Consider the following 14,275-nt stretch of genomic DNA (forward strand, 5'->3'; position numbering starts at 1 on the left):
AATTTGTATCAGGTTAGAACATATACCTCTGCCGATTTTGAAGCCTGGAATGCTTTTGTAGCCCAGTCCCGTAACGGTACTTTTCTATTTCATCGGCAATTTATGGAGTATCATGCCGATCGATTTCACGATGCCTCTTTATGTGTTGAAAAAAATGGCCAACTCTATGCCGTTTTGCCGGCGCATCGAGTGGATGAGGCCCTTTATTCGCATTATGGGTTAACGTATGGTGGATTGGTACTTGCGAAAGGACTTCATTTTTCGGAAGTATTGGCCATTTTCAAAGCGTTGTTGACTTATGCTGAAGCCCAAGGATTTGCAACACTTTATCTCAAAGAAATTCCTCCCTTTTATTGTAGCGAATTCAATGGCGATATTGCCTATTTGATGCAATTGTGTGGGGCAAAGATTCATCGGGCCGATTTATTAGCCACGGTCAATTTACGGCAACCCCTTACCATTGGTAAAACCCGCAGAGAGAGTATTCGTCGGGGGCAAAAGAATGGACTTACGATAGTGGAAGAAACGAATTTTGAGGCGTTTTGGCATACGCTATTGATTCCCAACCTTCGCGATCGACATCAAACGCAACCGGTGCATTCCGTTGACGAAATAACCTATTTACACCAACACTTTCCGCAACATATACGTCATTTTAACGTGTATGAAGGAGCGCAATTGGTGGCAGGAACAACGGTATTTGATACAGGTATTGTGGCCCATCCACAATATGTTGCCGCCGACCATCGCCGTTCGGAGACAGGCGCTTTGGACTTCCTCTACCACCATTTGATGACCGAAGTGTTTGCCCAACGAGACGTTTTTGATTTTGGTATCTCTAATGAAAATCAAGGAAAACATGTCAATAGCGGATTACTTTTTTGGAAAGAATCCTATGGTGCGCAACCCGTTGTACAACACTATTACCAAGTGCCCACAGCACATCACTCCCATTTAAGTCAGGTTTTGCTATGATTCCTTTTTTAGACCTTCAAAAAGTAAACGAGCGCTATGCTGAGGCTTACCATCAAAAACTGGACGAAGTACTCCAAAAAGGATGGTTTATCTTGGGCGACGCAGTCCAGCAATTTGAGACCGAATTCGCCGCTTTTTGCCAGGCTCGTCACACAATTGGGGTTGGCAATGGATTGGATGCGATTACGCTACTACTTCGGGCTTACATTCAACTGGGGCGCTTGCAGGAAGGCGATCACATTATCGTGCCTGCCAATACGTATATTGCCACCATTTTGGGTATCCAACAAGCGGGCTTGGTTCCAGTGTTGGTCGAACCCGATCCGGTGTCGTTTACCCTTTGTCCAATACAAGCAAAACGTGCCATTACCCCTCAAGTAAAGGGAATTATGGTGGTGCATTTGTACGGTCAACGGGCCGATATGCCGGGCTTGGCGGCTCTCGCAACGGAATATGACCTGGCACTCTTTGAAGACGCGGCGCAAGCACATGGGATATCGTTTTATGGAAATTATTGTAAGACCTTTAGTTTTTATCCCGGTAAAAATTTGGGCGCATTAGGCGATGCTGGGGCTGTTGTAACCGATAATCCCGAAGTCGCAGCGCAAGTTCGCCTTCTCCGCAATTACGGCTCTCCCGAAAAATACGTGCATTCGTTGGCGGGAACCAATTCTCGTTTGGATGAACTACAAGCGGCATTTTTACAAGTACGCTTGCCTCATTTGTTGGACGAAAATGAACACCGACGACAATTGGCAGCGCGGTATTCTGCCGGAATAGTTCATTCTCAAATACAATTGCCTCAGGTTGTTGATCCTTCCTTGCATGCTTTTCATTTGTATGTCATTCGTACACCGAAACGGGAGGCATTGCAAGCCTATTTGTTGGCCAAAGGGATTCAAACGATGATTCATTATCCCATAGCGCCTCACCAACAGGCGGCGTTAAAACACATCGCAACAGGTCCGCTTCCCATTACCGAACAGTTGCATCGCGAAGTATTGAGTTTGCCGATAAGTCCTGTACTTACTTATGAAGAACAGCAAATTATTATTGATTGTTTAAATGCATTTCCAGGGTGAAATGGCGCCATTACATAAAAGAACACGAACTCTGGCGGATAACCTCGCTCAATAGCTTATCGGTCTTGGTGCGAATGGGCACAGGATTGATTTCGGCCAAAGTGGTAGCCTTATGTATTGGTCCCACGGGAATGGCTTGGGTAGGCAACCTCCGAAATTTCATCACTGCAGTAGAAAACATTGCTACGCTTGGCATGACTAATGGGATTGTCAAATACACGACCGAGTACCGCAATGACCCCAATACACAAGTCGCATTTATTCATACCGTATTGACCGTGCTAACGGCAGTTGCGCTTATGACTTCTTTGGGGATTGGGAGTTTGGCCGTGCTGTGGAATCCAATGTTGCTTGAAGGATATGCCACTGATACCTCTTTATGGTGGTGGATTGCCGTTGCTTTGCCATGGTATTTAGTCTCTATTATTTTGGTCACTATTCTTAACGGATTAGAGGCTTTTCGTCAGGTGGTGAAAATTCAAACCTTGGGGGCTATTTTAGGATTGGGAATCACGGTTGGATTAGTGTATTCTTATGCCACTTGGGGCGCCTTGTTGGCTGTCGTTGTCGCCCCCGCAGTATCGTTTGGGTTATCCCTTTGGGCATTGCGAAAAACGTTACAAAGTTACCGACCTAGGGTACAATGGTCATTTATACGGAATTTGAGTCATTTTTCGCTTATGGCATTAGCCTCCTCTGTGATAGGGCCTTGGGTGATGATTCTCATTCGGAAAAAATTGATTGCTTTTCACGGTTTAGATCAAGCAGGGTATTGGGAAGCGTTGAATCGGTTATCGGGATTTTATTTTGTTTTTGTTACTACCTTAATCGGTTTGTATTTCTTACCCAAGCTGGTGCAATCCGAAAGCCGTGCTGAAGACAGGGAAGTCTTTCAAGCGTATTATGGAAAAATTATTCCGCTGTTTGGAATTGGATTGCTTTTGATTTATCTGTTACGCAATCCTTTGATTACATTTTTGTATACCGAAGAATTTCAGCCGATTACTTCGGTGTTGGTCTGGCAATTGCTAGGTGATTTTTGTAAAGCCTTAGCCTTATTGTTGGGGTATCGTTTTTTTGCCAAGCGGCAAACACTTCAATTTTTAATCACCGAATTAGGTTCGTTGGCCTTGCTCTACGTTTTATGTTCTTTGTGGATTCCTCTCTATGGATTGCACGGCTTACTGTATGCCTATGCTTTGAATTACGCAGTCTATTTTTTGGTATTAGTGCTATTGTACCGTTTTCGCCAATCCCAATAATTCGCGGTCTCCTCGGCCTTTTCCAAAGACTTCAATGGTGGTGTATTGGTTCAAATCATAGACCATTTTAACGCGTCGCACCTTTTCAGGTCCTGAACAATTCGCTCCTTCAAGCTCCCCTTTTATTTTTCCATCAGTATACGACAAGGCAGTGGACAAAAGGTGGAAGTGCTCTCTATCAACCCAAGCAACAATCCATTCCGCTGCCGAGGCGGTGACAATTACAATCGTGCTGTCGTGTTGGGTTTTTAGATAGTGGTAAAGCGTAGGGTTGAGGTGGCGGTCAATTTGATGGAGCGCAAATGATTTTCCCATGGCTTGAAAACTGTCGGCAGGCCATCCTCCGAAGAAATAGCGCAACCAATTCGCTTTTGTAGAGGATCCATTGCGAAGTCTTAGTCGATAACCGATGAGCATTGGCGATAATCGAACTATTCCCCAAAACCATCGGCGTGTTCCTACCGCATACCGGGTAAATTCCAATAAACTGTCTCGCCGGTATAAGGTGTGGTCGAAATCCACTAAAATCAATTTTTCACTAGCCATATAATAGTCCTCCCAAAAAGATAATCCACCCCAGTATTGCGCCTTGAATAAAGCGATCGTCAAGCAATATACTATTGGGCGATTTAAGGGTGTGTTGCATCAAAGCCAATTGAAGGTAACGCAAGAGTCCGATCGCCACAAAAACCGCCGATACAAAGACCCATTCAGAGGCATAGCGCACCATAACTTCCGTGGTAAAGCAATACCAAATATACCCTGAAAGCAATACAATGCTCAAGACAATTAGTCCAAAATCAACCGTTTTTAGTCCGTAGCGGTCAATATTCTTTCGAGTTACCATACCCCGTTCATAAAGCAGCACTTCGGTGCGTCGTTTGGCCAAGGCTAAAAACAATGCGAGTAGGAATGTTTCTCCCAAAATCCAGGGCGATAAATTTGTCTGACTTGCATAGCTTCCTGCCACCAAACGGAGGACAAAACCAAGGGCAATTATTGTGATATCGATGTAGGGCCAATTTTTAAGTTGAAGTGTATAGGCTATATTGAGAAGGGCATAGATTCCGAGTACCATTGCTACACCAGGATGAATGTAATAGCCCAAAGCTAGTGCAAATAGGTAAAGTAACCCGCCCAAACACCATGCTGATTGCACCTTGATGCTGCCTGACGCCAAGGGGCGTTTCTTTTTTTCAGGATGCAGGCGGTCCTCGGCAATGTCGTGGTAATCATTGAAAATGTAAACGGCACTTGCCATACAACAAAAGGCAACAAAGCCACCCAACGTAGGCCAAATCCCTTTTCCGAGTTCATGACCCGCAAAAAATAGCGGTGCCCCAACAAAGCAGTTCTTAAGGTAGTGTTCGGGGCGAAGAAGTTTGAGGTAAGGGTGCATCTAAGGGAGTTCCGTTGTAAATCAAGAAATGTTTTGTTTCATATTGAAGACGAAAGTGACGAGCGATATAATCCGTTACCACACTAAAATCCTCACGTTTTTGGGGCATAAAATGTTCATTCCCGCGCACAAAAGACTTTTCCACGAAAATAATGTTTTCTTTCGAACTGGCAATCTCCAACAGGGTTTTGGGATCACGATGGATTTCCCAATTCAACAACCAATCGGCAGGGAGCGGATTTTGTATGCCCATGGTATAATAAAACAAAGCCATATTGGGGGCGACAATTTGTGTTCTATTTCGAAATTGACGGTGAAGTTTTTGAAGTTCTTGCCACTTTTCATAGTGCACTTTGCTGGTTTTTATTCCAGCGAGTTTTGGACTGACAGTACCCAAGTCGTAATGCAGTTCATTGAGTGGACGTTCGGCATAGGGTTGGTATTGGTAAACCGTGCCACAAATTATTCCAATGATTAAAATGCCTTGAGCCAGGGATGTGTAGGACGGGAAATGCATTTGTAAAAGCCAGAGTAGAAGCACCAACATCCCGGTTCCCATCAAAATGGGGTAGGGATACCCCAAACTTATGGCAGTACACCAAGCGACTGCCAAGACAAGTCCCAACACACTCGCTTTATGTCGATTGGCTTTCGTTCCCAACAACGCCGTCATGCCCAGCAGGACTCCGATCCAAAGGAGTCGCGAACCCTCTTGAAAGGAAAAAACAATCGCCCATAACACCCCATAGATTCCCCAACCTAGCGCCAGTATTTGCAAACTTTTTTCCCAATCACAACGCGTTTTCAATACCCATATTCCCCAACCTAATACGATACAAAGTAGGGGTGTCCAGAGGATTTCAAGTTGTGGGTAGGCGATGAAATAATTGATTGCCCCACTGTAAATTAGATCTGTCAAAGCCGTTTCACCCGTGGTATGCGAGAGGAAATTTTCCCATGAGGTAAAGGATAACAGGGCTGCAAGAAACAATCCCAATCCCAATAATTGACTAAGGAAAAGGTAGCCTACGGTGCGCAAGGGGTATCGCAAGGCTGTTGCTAGTAAGAAAGCAAAAGGAACCGCATAAAAGGATTGTTTGGTTAAGGCCGCGGCTACGCTAAAAAGACCAATCCATAGAATATAAAAATTGATTTTATAGGTCTTAAAACACAGTGTCCACAAATAAAAAGCGATCGCACTATACAACAAGCCATCGGTAGTAGGCCAGGGATACAAGGGGAAAAACTGTACCGAAAAAACAACGCCGATCCATCCGATGAGGTTACGATTGGGGATTTTCCACCCCAAACCGCGCTCTATTCCCGCTAGCCACAGTTGTGTTTGCCATGCGAAGAACAACCAATTGATTAGTTTTAATACATAATACTGTCCCCAAACGGGAACCACTTTTAATACCACCGACCAAAGAAAAAGGGTTGCCGGGGGGCCTTTGTAAAAAAAATCCCGATAGGGTAGTGCTCCCTCAACCATGCGCCAACTGTAACCGACGATATACCCGCTATCCCACAAGTCCAATCCCTGTGTAGCCATATAAGCCGCACCGGCCATGAGGATAAGGTAAAAACTTAGGTTACGGACTCCCATCGTTGGCAATAGGTTTTGGCAATGTGTATGTGATCATGGTGCTGGCGGATAAATGCTTGGGCACGTTCACTGACTTCTATAATCTTTTCTGGATGTTGAATAAAAGCTTCCATTTGTTTTACCAAATAGTCCACATCGGGTAAAGCGTTAATGGCTACCTCGTTGGCTTGAACTCCATAATGCGTTAAGAATTCTTGTTCAGCCCCAGTGAATACAACCTTTCCCTGTGCCATAGCTTCAAGCGCATTGTAACCTTGATCAAACGCATAGATTTGGTCTAAAAGTAAATGAGCGCGATGAAAATGGGCGTGATAGGTCGCATAAGGGACATCGCGGGTGATGATAATTTCGGTTTGATTGGCCCATCGCGATTGAATTTCTTGCAATGCTTTTTCAAAAAAACGAATCCCTTTTACGTGATAATTCCCCGAATTGATGCCCAAGAAAATCACCACTTTTTCACCGAGAACAGGGGGTGTATAACTATTTTTTTGAGTATTGATGGGATTGGGAATCAACCCTAGGTATTTAGGATGATTGAGTAAGGGAGCCACATAATCGAGATCGGAGGCAATAATACCGTGGCAATGGGTCATCAGCAGCCGATGAATTTTTTGATGTTCAGGGGTTTGGTAATCCCACATGAAATCATATTCTTGGGCCGTAGTTTTTGGATTTTCAAAATATGGTGTCAGAATGGAATAACGATCTTTTTGTGCCAACAAATAGGGAAGGTTAATTGCATCGACACCACAACTGAGCAGAAAACAGTGTTTATTTTGACGAATGATTTTTTGTAATAAATAGTGCTCCAAAACGGGTAGCGTTTGGATCGGTTTCTCGTTGATGCATTGTACAATGTCAAAACCCTGAAGTTTGTCGATGAGTCTCCAACAACGTAATCCATGTTCGAACAAAGCCAGATCAACCCGAAAAAGGCGATGCCATGCTTTACGGATCAATGTTCCAAAGGGCGAAGTGAAAAAGTGCGCTCGAATGGAAAAATCGGCAGAATAATTTTTAAAACCATCACCGTTGTTGACCAATACCACCTCGTGACCTAAGGTTTCCAAACCCTCTTTCAACGTATTGTGCAATCGGCTGAATTCCCCCAACAGTAATATCCTCACTTTCGTTATATTTGTTCGGGCTAAAATAGAAAATTTTGGGTGTACCATCAAATAACATAACCGTTTGTTTAGTTTCCGATCAATTGGCTGGAGGAGGTGCTGAGCGTTTTTCCGCACAATTGTCAACGTTTTTGGTAGAAAAAGGGATTCAAGTGCACCATGTTTTGGTTTTAGATGCGATTGAATACGCTCATGAAGGCGAAGTGTTTAATTTGGGTCGGTTGAAAAGAAAATCGCCCTTTTTTTTGAATCGTTTCCGTCGTTTTTTTGCTCTTCGACACTTTTTTAAGACGCACTCTTTTCACATAATCATTGATACGCGTGTAAAGAAAAAAGGCCTTCAAGAGTTATTCATTCACCGTTTGATTTACAGAAGCCCTTACATATTGATCGTGCACAGTGCTCGTGCCGAGTGGTATGTCCCTTGGGGTCTTTGGGGTGCTCGTTGGATTTATCAAAAGGCGGCTGCTGTAGTAGCCGTTTCCAAAGGGATTCAACAATTATTGGAATCACACTATGGTTTGAAAAACGTCACCCATATCCCAGTGGCTTATCCCACTTTTCCTAATTCATCATCGTTGGATTTACCCCCTTTTATTTTGGCTGTGGGACGTATGAATGATCCAATCAAACAGTATGATCGTCTGATTGCGATGTATGCCCAATCGGAGTTGCCTCAGAGGGGGATTCATTTGATTATCTTAGGAGAAGGGTATCTTCTTTCCGAATATCAAAAGCAAGCTGCTCAATTAGTATGTTCCAAGATGATACATTTTCATGGACGAGTAACGAATCCACATGATTATTACACAAAAGCATTATTTTCAGTGCTTACGAGTAAAAATGAAGGTTTTCCGACTGTGTTATTGGAGTCTTTATTCTTTGGAACTCCCGTCATAGCGTACAATTGCCCAACGGGCCCCAACGAAATTATTCAGCACGAATACAATGGATTGTTGGTTTCCAATCAAGATGAAACGGCCTATATTCAAGCATTAAACCGAATGATTTGTGATAAAGAGTTATATTTACGCTGTAAAGACTATGCAAAATCCTCTGTTGCAAAATATTCAATGGAACATGTTGGAGCGCAGTGGATAAATTTGATAAGCCAAAAACTATGACCATTGATTGGATAGATATACCAAAAGTTAAGAATCCCAAGGGGAATATTGCGATTTTGGAAGGAGATACACTTCCTTTCGAAGTCAAACGCGTCTATTATTTATATGATGTTCCTTCGGGAGCACGAAGGGGAGGTCATGCACACAAAACCTTGCAGCAAGTTCTCATTGCAGTCTCGGGAAGTTTTGATGTAGTGTTGAAAGATGGAAAAACTACCCAACGGATTACCCTGAATCGTCCGGATAAAGGCTTGTTGATTACGCACAATACTTGGCGAGAGCTAGAAAATTTTTCATCAGGCGCTGTTTGTTTGGTTTTGGCTTCTGAACCCTATGATGAATCAGAATATATTCGTTCCTATAAAGAGTTCCTGAAGTTTATCTCATGAAACTGTTGTATGTACTTCCAAGGATGTCTGGCGAAGGGGGGGTGCAACGTGTCATAGCATTCAAGCTCAACTACCTAGTTACTCATTTTGATTTTGACATTCACCTCGTATGTCATGATCAAACGCCTTCCTTTTATCCAATGTATTCGCGTATACAAATGCATTACTTGAATTTGAAGGGCAATCGTTGGTCTTATTTTAATCAATATCGTCAAGGAATTAAAGATACGGTTGCTCAAGTTAAGCCTGACGTTGTTGTGGTTTGCGATGGTTTTAAAGGATACTTTCTTCCTTTTTTTAGATTAAATGTTCCTTTAGTTTTTGAAGTGCATGGGTCGTATTACAATCGTATTTATCCGTCAAGAAGTTGGGGTTGGAGAAATGCACTATACCTCATGGAATTGCTTATGAAACGACCATTGGCAGCGCGTTTTGATTGTCTAGTGGTATTGTCAGAAATGGCAAAAAAGGAATGGAAGTTACGGTCAACTGTAGTAATACCCAACCCCAATTGGATCGTCCCATTACCTAGGAATCCCCAAAAAGTAGCCTTGATGGTCGCGCGCCATAGTTATGAGAAAGGGATTGATCGAATGTTACCTATTTGGGCTAAATTCATTCAATATCATCCCGATTGGACGTTGCAAATTTTCGGATCAGGTTCCACAAGCAGTTCCAAAGCATTAGCGCATCAATTAGGAATTTTGGATTCAGTATATTTTGAAGAACCTACCCCAGCAATTACAGCAATTTATGCACAATCGGGTATGTTTTTAATGACATCGCGTTTTGAAGGTCTTCCCATGGCATTAATGGAAGCGATGGCTTGTGGTGTTCCCTGTGTGGCTTATGATTGCCCAGTAGGACCTCGTGCATTACTCCTTTCCCAAGAACATGGATATTTAATCCCCGAGGATAATTCGGAAGCCTTTTTGTCGGCAATGAACGAAATAGCCCTTGATTTTCCAAATGCTCCACATGCCAGTACAGCAATGGCATCTGTCGTGCGATTTCAGCCTGAAACAGTTATGAAACAATGGGTTGCGTTATTCGAATCGCTACGTTCTAACGCCAAAGACAATACAGTTTAAACACATCTAACACCCATAGTTTCGGTCTTGGGCCTACTAATTTTTTTTGCAAAGCAGGAGCTACTTTTTTTAGAATTGCTGCAAAAAACGGTTGTACTCCCCATTTTTTTAGACGTTGACTCCAAATGAAAACCCTCAAATCATTAATTTCTAATTTTCCTATCGAGAGCAATTTTTCAGCATGTCGGATGGCTTCAGCGGTCTTAGCTAAAAAAATGTCTGAATCTTCTAATCCATCGTGATAGGCTGCATTATCGATATGATGAATAGGAATCCCATTTTGTTGTAAGGTTTTAATAAATAGTAAATCTTCATACCCGTAGGCGGTTAAAGTGGCATCAAAAGGATATAAATCTAATATCCTTTTTGCGATTAAAAGGTTTGAGGTGAAACAAGTTGAATAGGGATTTTTATTGCGCTGATTCAGAGAATACGCTTCTCGTGATCGACCAAATAACCAACGCAATTGATGTTTGTCTTCAGGAGGCGTTTCACGGTAAGCAATCCCACCAAAAACTACAGGATAATTGGTGCTTAAAGCGATATAATGCGCAATGAAATTTTTGCTTTGAGGCCACATGTCACCATCCAAAAATAGAAGCATTGTTCCTTTAGCCATTTGTGCTAAAGCATTTCGATTACCACCTCGTCCTAGTGTTTTTGAATTAAAATGATAAATACAATGTGGTAAGCTGTTGATGTTAGCTGCTATCGTTGTATTCGCATCCGTTGAGTCGTCAAAGACAAGAATTTCAAATGGAAATTCCAAGGCAATGCATTGTTGTTGCAACTCCTTTACCAAAGGAAATGGATCGAGTTGATAAATAGGTAGGAGTATGGACAGCATTACACCGTTTTTTGAACCACTTCAAAAAGGGCTCCGTGTTCACATATTAAGGTTTTGGAAGGATATTGTAATAACAACGCATAATCGTGGGTTGCCATGATGATGGTTTTGCCGTTGCCGTTAATTTTTTTCAATAATTCCAAGACTTCAGCACTTGTTTGCGGGTCGAGATTTCCTGTGGGTTCGTCGGCTAAAATAACTTCCGGATCATTCAATAAAGCGCGAGCAATGGCTACACGTTGTTGCTCACCTCCCGATAGTTGATGTGGCAATTTGGCAGCAAATCCTTTCATGCCTACATGGGTGAGCACTTCATCGATTTTGTCCTGCATAGCATTTTTATCAGTCCACCCCGTTGCTTTAAGCACAAATAACATGTTTTCTTGAATACTTCGGTCGGGGAGGAGTTTGAAATCTTGGAACACCACACCCAATTTTCGGCGGAGAAAAGGAATGTCTTTTTCCTTTAAGGCGCCCAAATCATAATCCACCACACGTCCTTGTCCTTGGGTCAATGGCAAATCGCCATACAAGGTTTTCATCAAACTACTTTTTCCCGTACCACTTTTTCCAATGATATATAAAAAATCACCCGGATTTACTTCCAAATTGACTTGTGAAAGGATGACTCGATTCTCTTGATAAATAGTAGCTTGTTGTAACGATACGACAGCGTTTGACATAAGTATGGTTGTTAAGTGGGGTAAAAGTAGTAAGATAACGTAGGTTTTCAAAATAAATTTTAAGAAGCGGGTTGGAAATGATCGCATTGAAGCGGGTTGAATCAAGATTATTTTTTGATGATTTTAGTTTTGGAAAAGAATCCAACACCGTCTTTTTGTTAAGAAAAATGTTTATAATAAAACAACGGCACCTCCCGTTATCCATGGGAGTACTTTATTTTTGAATTATCGCTAAATTGGATTTTCATGCGCAAATTAGAATTATTTTTACTGTTTAATGGCTTGGCAGTCACATCGGTAGTGACAGCCCAACAATCGGCAGTATATACCCATAGCCGCTCCGAAATGGACCGTGCTGTAGCTTTGTATAACGATCATCAATACCAAGGTGCCCAATGGTTGTTTGAAACGGTTCGTCGGAGTCAAAAGAATCCCGAAATACAGGCGGATTGTGCGTACTATATCGCTTCGTGTGCCTTACATCTCAACCAGCCCGATGCTCCGCAATTGGTCGAGGCTTTTGCTGCCAATTATCCCTCAAGTACCAAGTTGAATCAAACGTACATCGATATGGCGCATTATTTTTTTGCGCAAAATGATTTTGGTCGTGCACTTACCTATTTTGATAAAGTCGACGAAAGTGGTCTTACTCCTGAGCAATTGGATAAATTCAATTTTCAAAAAGGGTATGCCTATTTTGCAGATAAGAAAATTAAAGAAGCATCCAATTATTTCAATCGAGTCGCCAATACCAAAACCTATGGTCCACAGGCACGGTATTATCTCGGCGTCATTGCTTACGAAGGGGATAATTTTAAAGACGCCTCTAAATACTTTGAGCAAGTTGCAGGCGATGAAAAATACAAAGAGAAACTTTCCTATTTCCAAGCCGATATGAGTTTCCGTCAGGGCGCTTTTGAAAAGGCAATCATGGAAGGGAAAACTGCGATGGCGAAGTCGTCACCGGCTGAAAAATCGGAGTTGAATAAAATCATTGGCGAAAGTTATTTTAACCTAAAAAATTATGCTGAGGCGCTCCCATATTTGAAGGAATACAAAGGAAAAAAAGGCAAATGGAGCAATACCGATTATTACCAATTGGGGTATACCTATTACCAGCAAAAAGATTATGAAAACGCTATTTTACAATTCAATAAAATCATTGATGGTAAAGATGTAGTAGCACAAAACGCTTACTATCACTTAGGCGAGAGCTATATGCGCACCGATCAGAAACCACAGGCTTTGACGGCTTTTAAAAGTGCTTCTGAAATGGATTTCGAACCCAAAATTCAAGAAGACGCTAGTTTGAACTACGCCAAATTGAGTTACGATATCGGAAACTCGTTTCAAAGTGTGCCCGATATTCTCACTGGTTTTTTGAAAAAATATCCGAATTCTCCCAATAAATCGGAGGTAGAGGGCTTGCTGATCAATTCGTACATCACTTCCAAAAATTATAAAGAAGCACTTTATTTGTTGGAACAAAATAAAGTTCCTGAATTGCGAGCTGCTTACCAAAAAGTGGCGTTTTATCGCGGCTTGGAGTTGTATACCGATGGTGATTACAAAGAGGCACAGGTTTTATTCAAAGCCTCACTTCGCGATCCGCGGGATGCCAAGTTTACGGCGCGCGCTACCTTTTGGAAAGGGGAAATCGACTATTTGTTCAATAACTTCCAAGAGGCCTTATTGAGTTTCAAACAGTTTGAAGGCATGGCCGAGGCCAAAAACACGCCTGAATACAAGAACATTAACTATGCAATAGCTTACTGTTATTTTAAGCAAAAAGAATACGATCAAGCGGGTAATTATTTCCAAAAGCAAATAGATGCCGTCAAAGACGATCGAACGCGTTTAAATGATGCGTATTTGCGCTTGGGTGACAGCCGATTTGTGACATCCAAATATTGGCCCGCGATGGATGCTTACAACAAAGCCATTGATATGAAAGGGGTTGATGCCGATTATGCCGCCTATCAAAAAGCGATTAGCTATGGTTTTGTGTCCAAAAACGACCGCAAGATTGAGGACTTCAACCGTTTTTTACAGAGCTTCAAGTCCTCTCCCTACCGCGATGATGCCTTGTTTGAGTTGGCGAACACCTATGTTACTGAGGGAAAAGCCGATATGGCGATTAAAACCTATGATGCCTTGTTAAAAGAATTTCCAGGGGGAACTTATGCTGCCAAAGCGGTATTACGCCAGGGATTGGTATATTATAACGGCAATCAAGATGAGGCCGCTTTAAGCAAATTCAAGAAAGTCGCTGCCGATTATCCGGGTACCCCTGAAGCCTTGGAAGGAGTTGCCACAGCGCGATTGATTTATGTCGATAATGGAAAAGTAGACGAGTATGCCACTTGGGTGCGTACGCTCAACTTTGTGGAAGTCACCGACAAAGAGTTGGATGACGACACCTACACTGCAGCAGAAAAACAGTATTTGCAAAACAATACCAAACTGGCTATTTCGTCTTTAAACGGGTATTTGGCCAAATTTCCACAGGGCGCTCATGCGTTGAAAGCCAATTTTTACTTAGCACAAACGTATTATGCCGATGGGTTGAGTGAAAATGCTGTGCCGCGCTATGAGCAAGTGATTGCACGTCCTAAAAACGAATTTACAGAACAGTCCTTAGCGCGATTATGTGAGATTCATTTGAAAAAGAATAATTACACAGCCGC

Annotated in this window: 13 protein-coding genes; 7 read left to right on the forward strand and 6 right to left on the reverse strand. The window is 42.4% G+C overall.

The features are described from left to right. Positions 1-3: 3 nt before the first annotated feature. From Q0037_RS06580 to Q0037_RS06590, 3 genes are read left to right on the forward strand one after another with little or no spacing between them, the layout of a single operon-like run. Positions 4-975, forward strand: coding sequence for a GNAT family N-acetyltransferase (locus Q0037_RS06580; protein WP_297516853.1), 972 nt, complete (start codon positions 4-6; stop codon positions 973-975). Continuing rightward, positions 972-2,057: a DegT/DnrJ/EryC1/StrS aminotransferase family protein gene (locus tag Q0037_RS06585; protein ID WP_297516854.1), complete on the forward strand. Its 1,086-nt coding sequence runs from the start codon at positions 972-974 to the stop codon at positions 2,055-2,057. The genes Q0037_RS06580 and Q0037_RS06585 overlap by 4 nt, the downstream gene beginning before the upstream one ends. Further along, positions 2,054-3,319 carry an O-antigen translocase gene (locus Q0037_RS06590; protein ID WP_297516855.1) on the forward strand — a complete coding sequence of 422 codons (1,266 nt, stop codon included), beginning with the start codon at positions 2,054-2,056 and terminating at the stop codon, positions 3,317-3,319. Before Q0037_RS06585 ends, Q0037_RS06590 begins: the two co-directional genes overlap by 4 nt. On the opposite strand, the gene Q0037_RS06595 is transcribed toward Q0037_RS06590, so the two are convergent. The 4 genes from Q0037_RS06595 to Q0037_RS06610 are packed head-to-tail and all read right to left on the reverse strand — an operon-like array spanning position 3,290 to position 7,454. Then, positions 3,290-3,865 carry an HAD family hydrolase gene (locus Q0037_RS06595; RefSeq protein WP_297516856.1) on the reverse strand — a complete coding sequence of 192 codons (576 nt, stop codon included), beginning with the start codon at positions 3,863-3,865 and terminating at the stop codon, positions 3,290-3,292. The genes Q0037_RS06590 and Q0037_RS06595 overlap by 30 nt on opposite strands. Next, positions 3,858-4,718 (reverse strand): UbiA prenyltransferase family protein, encoded by an 861-nt coding sequence (locus Q0037_RS06600; RefSeq protein WP_297516857.1) that lies wholly within the window; start codon positions 4,716-4,718, stop codon positions 3,858-3,860. The genes Q0037_RS06595 and Q0037_RS06600 overlap by 8 nt, the downstream gene beginning before the upstream one ends. Further along, positions 4,675-6,324, reverse strand: coding sequence for a hypothetical protein (locus tag Q0037_RS06605; RefSeq protein WP_297516858.1), 1,650 nt, complete (start codon positions 6,322-6,324; stop codon positions 4,675-4,677). The genes Q0037_RS06600 and Q0037_RS06605 overlap by 44 nt, the downstream gene beginning before the upstream one ends. Beyond that, positions 6,306-7,454: a glycosyltransferase gene (locus Q0037_RS06610; protein WP_297516859.1), complete on the reverse strand. Its 1,149-nt coding sequence runs from the start codon at positions 7,452-7,454 to the stop codon at positions 6,306-6,308. Before Q0037_RS06610 ends, Q0037_RS06605 begins: the two co-directional genes overlap by 19 nt. 35 nt (positions 7,455-7,489) lie before the next feature. On the opposite strand from Q0037_RS06610, the gene Q0037_RS06615 reads away from it, so the two are divergent. From Q0037_RS06615 to Q0037_RS06625, 3 genes are read left to right on the forward strand one after another with little or no spacing between them, the layout of a single operon-like run. Continuing rightward, positions 7,490-8,578, forward strand: a complete 1,089-nt coding sequence (locus Q0037_RS06615) for a glycosyltransferase (protein ID WP_297516860.1) — start codon at positions 7,490-7,492, stop codon at positions 8,576-8,578. Continuing rightward, positions 8,575-8,967, forward strand: a complete 393-nt coding sequence (locus Q0037_RS06620; RefSeq protein ID WP_297516861.1) for an FdtA/QdtA family cupin domain-containing protein — start codon at positions 8,575-8,577, stop codon at positions 8,965-8,967. The genes Q0037_RS06615 and Q0037_RS06620 overlap by 4 nt, the downstream gene beginning before the upstream one ends. A 23-nt stretch (positions 8,968-8,990) precedes the next feature. Continuing rightward, complete coding sequence (locus Q0037_RS06625) at positions 8,991-10,058, forward strand: glycosyltransferase (protein ID WP_297516862.1); 1,068 nt, start codon at positions 8,991-8,993, stop codon at positions 10,056-10,058. Here Q0037_RS06625 and Q0037_RS06630 read toward each other — a convergent pair. After that, positions 10,033-10,905, reverse strand: a complete 873-nt coding sequence (locus Q0037_RS06630; RefSeq protein ID WP_297516863.1) for a glycosyltransferase family 2 protein — start codon at positions 10,903-10,905, stop codon at positions 10,033-10,035. The two genes, Q0037_RS06625 and Q0037_RS06630, sit on opposite strands and share 26 nt — an antisense overlap. Next, positions 10,905-11,588 carry a cell division ATP-binding protein FtsE gene (locus Q0037_RS06635; RefSeq protein WP_297516864.1) on the reverse strand — a complete coding sequence of 228 codons (684 nt, stop codon included), beginning with the start codon at positions 11,586-11,588 and terminating at the stop codon, positions 10,905-10,907. Before Q0037_RS06635 ends, Q0037_RS06630 begins: the two co-directional genes overlap by 1 nt. A gap of 246 nt (positions 11,589-11,834) precedes the next feature. On the opposite strand from Q0037_RS06635, the gene Q0037_RS06640 reads away from it, so the two are divergent. Continuing rightward, positions 11,835-14,275, forward strand: a 2,441-nt coding sequence (locus tag Q0037_RS06640; protein WP_297516865.1) for a tetratricopeptide repeat protein, incomplete at its 3' end; no start/stop codon positions are given.

The sequence above is a fragment of the Flavobacterium sp. genome (assembly GCF_027482425.1).
Classification (GTDB): domain Bacteria; phylum Bacteroidota; class Bacteroidia; order Flavobacteriales; family Flavobacteriaceae; genus Flavobacterium.

Excerpts from the sequence above, each read along its gene's own strand:
- Q0037_RS06595 (WP_297516856.1), bottom strand. The coding sequence starts at position 3,865 with ATGGCTAGTGAAAAATTGATTTTAGTGGATTTCGACCACACCTTATAC.
- Q0037_RS06620 (WP_297516861.1), top strand. The coding sequence starts at position 8,575 with ATGACCATTGATTGGATAGATATACCAAAAGTTAAGAATCCCAAGGGG.
- Q0037_RS06605 (WP_297516858.1), bottom strand. The coding sequence starts at position 6,324 with ATGGGAGTCCGTAACCTAAGTTTTTACCTTATCCTCATGGCCGGTGCG.
- Q0037_RS06585 (WP_297516854.1), top strand. The coding sequence starts at position 972 with ATGATTCCTTTTTTAGACCTTCAAAAAGTAAACGAGCGCTATGCTGAG.
- Q0037_RS06625 (WP_297516862.1), top strand. The coding sequence starts at position 8,991 with ATGTCTGGCGAAGGGGGGGTGCAACGTGTCATAGCATTCAAGCTCAAC.
- Q0037_RS06635 (WP_297516864.1), bottom strand. The coding sequence starts at position 11,588 with ATGTCAAACGCTGTCGTATCGTTACAACAAGCTACTATTTATCAAGAG.
- Q0037_RS06630 (WP_297516863.1), bottom strand. The coding sequence starts at position 10,905 with ATGCTGTCCATACTCCTACCTATTTATCAACTCGATCCATTTCCTTTG.
- Q0037_RS06600 (WP_297516857.1), bottom strand. The coding sequence starts at position 4,718 with ATGCACCCTTACCTCAAACTTCTTCGCCCCGAACACTACCTTAAGAAC.